At 38.4% G+C, this 5,902-nt stretch carries 6 protein-coding genes and 1 pseudogene; 3 read left to right on the top strand and 4 right to left on the bottom strand.

Going from position 1 to position 5,902, the window contains the following annotated elements:
- Positions 1–769 precede the first annotated feature (769 nt).
- A complete protein-coding gene (locus DYY65_RS09820) occupies positions 770–1,267 on the bottom strand; it encodes a hypothetical protein (RefSeq protein WP_162477783.1) in 498 nt (165 codons plus the stop codon).
- Positions 1,268–1,765: 498 nt separating this feature from the next.
- On the opposite strand from DYY65_RS09820, the gene DYY65_RS09815 reads away from it, so the two are divergent.
- Positions 1,766–2,146: a hypothetical protein gene (locus tag DYY65_RS09815; RefSeq protein WP_162477782.1), complete on the top strand. Its 381-nt coding sequence runs from the start codon at positions 1,766–1,768 to the stop codon at positions 2,144–2,146.
- 132 nt (positions 2,147–2,278) lie between these two features.
- Here DYY65_RS09815 and DYY65_RS09810 read toward each other — a convergent pair whose 3' ends face one another.
- Together DYY65_RS09810 and DYY65_RS09805 are read right to left on the bottom strand one after the other, a co-directional pair.
- On the bottom strand, positions 2,279–2,836 hold the full coding sequence (locus DYY65_RS09810; protein WP_162477781.1) for a hypothetical protein: 558 nt from the start codon (positions 2,834–2,836) through the stop codon (positions 2,279–2,281).
- A gap of 279 nt (positions 2,837–3,115) precedes the next feature.
- Positions 3,116–3,313 carry a hypothetical protein gene (locus tag DYY65_RS09805; RefSeq protein WP_162477780.1) on the bottom strand — a complete coding sequence of 66 codons (198 nt, stop codon included), beginning with the start codon at positions 3,311–3,313 and terminating at the stop codon, positions 3,116–3,118.
- An 813-nt stretch (positions 3,314–4,126) separates the two neighbouring features.
- On the opposite strand from DYY65_RS09805, the gene DYY65_RS09800 reads away from it, so the two are divergent.
- Entirely contained in the window at positions 4,127–4,777 is a 651-nt protein-coding gene (locus tag DYY65_RS09800; protein ID WP_162477779.1) for a hypothetical protein, read from the top strand.
- Positions 4,778–4,929: 152 nt separating this feature from the next.
- Positions 4,930–5,475: a 3D domain-containing protein gene (locus DYY65_RS09795; RefSeq protein WP_162477778.1), complete on the top strand. Its 546-nt coding sequence runs from the start codon at positions 4,930–4,932 to the stop codon at positions 5,473–5,475.
- A 49-nt stretch (positions 5,476–5,524) separates the two neighbouring features.
- Here DYY65_RS09795 and DYY65_RS09790 read toward each other — a convergent pair.
- Positions 5,525–5,902, bottom strand: a pseudogene (locus tag DYY65_RS09790) (hypothetical protein); the annotation flags it as partial.

Here is a 5,902-nt window from a genome sequence, read left to right as displayed (position 1 = left end):
GAGTGATGTCCGTAATGAGCAAATGCTTGCTGTGGTATTGCAAAACCTACTGCGGTAATGGCTATGGTTGCAACTATTGCTGTGATTGCTATTGTAGTGTATTTGTGATTCATTTTTCAAGAGGCGATGGCTTATTATAGTATATTTGAACTGCTTTACAACAATTGCTAATAATGCAGTAGTAATTCTGGATATACTCAAACTCTAATAAATTCATTAGAAAGACCATAGTATAGTTACCCTTCTCTTTATAACTAGGAACCTAACCTTAGTCGGAGCTTTATAGACATCTTTTATCAATCACAACTACCTTGTCCCATTACCAATCGCATTTATTCGATTATTTTGCATTAATATTGGTGTAGATTTGGCCAATAGATGGAACAGTTAGTTAGTTTATGATGGTTCATTGTTTTCCTATTGTTCCCATCTCATATATCAGCCATCTACACCGTTAGAATGTTATTTTGACATCTGTCTACCAGTATGTCCATTAGTCGGATGAGTCGCTTGAGTCGGCTTATTTCTTCTAGTTGTAAGAATGAACCTGGGCCCCCATGTCATGGTTGTTCATCTTTTGGACAAGCCGCAGTAACTAGCGATTTTCGTCGTCGCCATCTGCAAAGTCCTTGACCAAAATCTATTTTTTTGTATTTTCTGAGAATTGACTAGATTGTATTACGAGATCCAGCGCCAATAATATTTCTCCTATCGTTGCCACCACAATGTTTTGTCGCCTGGGGAAGATTATGACAGGCTTAAAAGAAAGTTACTGGCAGGTGCCTGGTTTTGAGGTACTCTGTGAATTAGAAACTACGGCATCGGCGGTATTAGTTACAGAAGAAGACGAGCAGCTTGACTGTGCACCGCCTGCACTTGTCGACTGAAAAAGTTCAATTGCGAGAGGACTGCCATTAACGCTGACACCTGATCCAGCCGCACTGTTAGGACCTGACCCCGTCGCACTTCCAATGATATTGTTCTTGCCACTTTGTGGACTAAGGGTCGATGCGCTCGATGTAGACGCACAGCTCCCTGAGCTACCAGTCACCCCAGTTGTAATCAAGTTGTTTCTACCCGAGTAACCACTACTCACCGAATTACTACAACTATAAGCCATTGCCGCATTGGCTGTGTTTATGATTAATAACGTTGCTCCTACAAAAACTACAATTCCACTTATCAGAAACAACCGATTCATGTTTGTTCTTGCAACAACAACTATAATAATATACTGGGAAACTATGAGTGAACTAACTAATGGCACTTAAACTATGTTGGGTTGTCCGCCACGTTAACGACGGCATTCAACCCACGTATTCACTTCGCAATGTAGCTGGCTATAGCTCACTATTCCTCACGAACCTTCATATCATATGCTGCGTTATATTATACACGTTAGGGGACCGCACCGACCGTGGTTACTCTTCTCATTCGGTGCGGGACGGATGATTACCCATTCGGTATTTGTTGCAGTAATGCTATTCTATATGGCATAATACCGAAATGCTATTCTTTATTTGTTGATTTCTTTTTTATATTTGTTCTAATGTTGGTAATTTACTCATAACAAGTATAAGAGATGCCTTGAAAGATTTAAGAGAGCGGAAAGAAGAGGAGAGAAAAGAAAAAAAGAGCTAAAGCTAGGTTAGGGAGTAAAATAACAACTTTTTGCTCAGCGATAGTGGCTTCAAAAACTAGACGGATCAGCACATCCAGACTTATGGATTTATAAATACTCGCACTCTAATATAACCAACCGCAAATGTCACAGAGTGATATGCTCAGGCGATGGGAGTTAAGAATCCTAAGCTCACTAAAGAAGGAGGTTAAATCGGAGAAGCAGATTGCCAAGCACATTTCTCTTAATACATTAACGACCTCACAATTAATCACCGGACTTATGATGAAAGGTTACGTAGAAAGAATTCTGACTAGGGGGAGGTTAAGACGCTATTCTTACACAGAGAGGTTTGCGATTACGCAGGAAGGTCTTGCTGCGTTAGAGGTGTTCAATAGGTGGAACAGCCCATGGAATCAATTAATAGAGTTAATAAAACTAGAGTCTTCTGAGCTTCCTTTAAAAATGACAATAGATGCCATGAGAATAGCATCCAAACTAGTAAAATTCGTCTTGAAGTTGTAGTAATAAGTAAGAACCATATGTGCATATTGAACTAGCTACACAAGTATATTGGTAGATATATTGGATAGTTGAGTTACATTGGGAAAATGTAGTTAGTTTTAAAGCAAAAGGGATAAAGGAAGTGTGTGCTTCCTACTTCCAAAACCAAATCTTGGTTATAGCATTACCATTTTTGTCTATCTCATCCTTGTAAATGCCTACTAATCCTCTAGTGTTAAATATAGTTCCGATATCTCTTAACTTTCCATCAGCACCATAATGGCCTATGCCCTGGAAAGTAAACGCATTAAAAGCATTAGCGTGCCCAATAGTGTATATCACACCACCTGTACCATTAGTTGTAAATGCTTTGCCGTTATCAGTAATATTACTGCCATTCAGAATTCCATGACCGACAAAAGATATCTCTATTCCATGTGTTCCGTTGACTATTGCCGGTTTGAAGCTTGTGGTCTTGTCATATTCTGTGTATATCTGTGGGCTTCCCAGAGTGATACTACTACTATTGGTAGACTGAGCAGAAGTTGAGGCCATGTTTGCTGCAAGGGCCTTTTGGATGTTCTGGTGTGGAAAGATGATAGTGCTAGACGCTAGTATGCTCCCGAAGGCTAAAATAGCAAGAATTAATGTAGGTGTATGTTTTCGCACATGATTTATCAATGTAATTGATTTTATATGTTTTGTGTACACGTGGTCTTTGCTACCTTTTTATAGCTACAGTTTGACGTAGCACGATATTCTACCTTCCAAAGGTGAAAACACTAATCTTGCCTTAAGAAGGAAAATTACAGGACACTACAAGAGCAGCAAGCTTGGCTTACTAGAGCACCGAAACCTGTGGAGATATTAGAGTTACATAAGAGAAAACAGTTTTGAATTAAATGAGACATGAAATATCGAGTCCCTTGAGGAGCATCTAATCTAACTAACTTGTAGTGTAATGATTGCAATGAAACGTATCCTAGATAGTTAGTTATAGAGAGAGGTGGCAGCAGCATTCTCAACTATTGGCATAATTTGAATACGATTGGCGTTTCTACTACCTCTACCATCCTCATTTAGCCAAGATGTCTGCGGAAGCTCGTTAGCATAATCCAATTGGTCTAACATTAGTAACATTCCTACACGAATCATAATCTCATCTCTAGCTGCTCCTTCGTCTACCATTTTCACGACCTCTAAGGATAATCTGTTTTTTAGAGAGTGAAAATTATTCATATTTCACTTCACTTTATTTCAATCATTCAGATAATGTTTTAGAGCGAAAATTAGTTCTCAGTTTCTTAGATTGGGCAGGTTCCTTTCTTTTCGCCTCCAGTACATCAACATTATGATATCAATTTAATCTAATGTGCGGTATATGGTGATGGTGATGTAAGAATGTATTATCCAAAACATGATGTAACTGCTAAAGGCCAGCTCTAAATATTTACATGAACTTGCGTAGGGTATGAATTAATCCATCTAATACATATGAATATATCCTACTTTATATCCTACTTTATATCCTACTAACATGGATATTCTGTTCTTCTTTCATGGCACTAGGTAAGAAAAAAGTGTCACAACCGGGCACCTGCCCTTAATTTTTTTCTTCGAGCTATTTTATTCATCGGTAGGTTAAGTAATATTTCTTCAAATAATCTTTGAAATTGCTTTAGTGTGATTTGCTCCCACGGACCATCATTGTCAAAAGCAAAAACAATTTAAAGAAACTTAATTTAATGTTGGTGCATTGAATTATTACCCAAAAAGTAATTTCGTTCAGAAACCAATTCAGTGTTTCTATTTCAATCTTAAGGGTTTCAATGTACATCATTATGCAGTATGTTACTTATTACATGTTGGATTTTTCCTTTAATTCTTTGTTTTAGCACTGGTAATTTACTCACACCAAAAGAAAACCTTATAACAAGTAACATGTAACCCTCTATAAATGAGTTTATTTTTTGAGATGACAGTTCATGTTAGGGAACAATCATGACAAGAGATACCAGGAATCTCGTAGTTTTTGCAGTCGCCTCAGTCTTAACTGTGATTCTCATTTATAGTTCAATTACCGAAGTTGAAGTGATTGCGAGACCAAAACATATTGATAATCTTTGCCGTGAAGCTACCCCAACCATAAAGGGTGCGGTCAAGGCCGAGGTATGTTGTCAAATTATCAACGGTAGTATCTCAGTTTGTATTAAATGTCAATATGATGCTAATGACAACTCTGTCGGTAGTTGTATTAATTTCTATCCTGAACGACAAGTACAAGGAGGTAACTCAGCTCTTCCACCAACATCTGCCGGGGCATCTTTTTCTTCGAGTAACAACACAGGGTTAATAACTAACGGACAAACAATCCCACCCAGTCGTCTAGGAAATGTTCACCCGTCAGGTAGCAATAATAATACCGGGACGCAGCCTGCAAATATAATAACTAAGGAACATAATCCTGCTTCACCGAAAGTTCTGAGTTCGACAGGGAATGCAGGGAATCCAATGGGCCAAAACCAACGAACATCTGGACATCAGAATCAGCAATCTGAGAATTCACAAAGTGGTAGCACAAACAGCAATCCCTCAAGTGGAAGTGGTAGCAGTGGAAAAAGCATTAAAAGTAACAACAACAATAAGAAGTGAAGTCAAAAGAGCACCGGTCAGTCTAATCCATGATGGACTATATCCAAATTGGAAGCAGTCACTGGATTGTAACTTATAAGAATTGATCTGATCTGATTTCTATTCGCCGAATACAGGCAAAGCACTCTGCCGTTATAAGAGTAGCAGTAGTAATGTTAGGCCTATTGCTGGTAATACAAGTGGGTATATACAATAATAATAGATTGCTAGCGGCTCAGCAAAATTGCTCTAGAGGATGGTATATAACAGGATATTCTACACCATCTGAAAGTGATTACAACGGTTCAAAGCAAGTAGTAAAAGTAATTTCTCCTGCCTCTGTCGTACAGGAAAGAGAATTTTACAAAACGTTTCTTCGTGTAGCGGAAGTACAGGGATGGGGTAAGACGCTTGAAGGTGATTATGTAGGCCTTGTGACAAATGATAAGCAGTGGCATTCCTCTCCTTATCCAGTTGGTAGTAAAGACGAGCCACTAAAACAACATACTGTAGCAGTGGATCCAAATATCATCAATTTAAATCAAAGATTAATCATCCCTACCCTTCCCGCGCCGTGGAATAAAATAACTCTTACAGCGAATGATGTTGGTCCCGACATCAAGGGCAAGCATATCGATGTGTATACCGGAGAAGGGAAACATGCTGCGGAAGAAACCTACAGAATTACCGGTCACGACAATGTAGTGTGCCTTTCGTAGACATTTTAGGTTTACTGGCAGGCAGAACTTTGTTTCAATGTGGTTTTCTTCATCTTATATACAGGATGTTTGTCTTATTATCAAATCCTAGGTCTGATAAGCGTATGACTCTGAAACCATTGTCATGCAAGTACTTCATTTCTTGAGAAAATAGATTTACATCAGTAGCATACGGTATTTTTTTGCTACTTTCTATATCATGATATGCTATTATAGGAATAGCATTTATCATTCCGTTTGTATTAATATGGTATATAATAGGGCTATTAACCTCGGTGACAAAGCTCTGAAATGCTTTTGTATCGTTGTATGAATAAATAGCAGGATTATGAGTCCACTCTCTAAGGGAATATCTGTTCGCATAAGTTAAAGTACCATTATCAAAATACGTTCTACAATCAGTCTGACTAGAGTAGCGTTTCCAGCC

It is taken from the genome of Nitrososphaera sp. AFS, from assembly GCF_009898475.1.
Lineage (GTDB): Archaea > Thermoproteota > Nitrososphaeria > Nitrososphaerales > Nitrososphaeraceae > Nitrosopolaris.
This window is presented reverse-complemented; position numbering and strand designations above follow the sequence as displayed.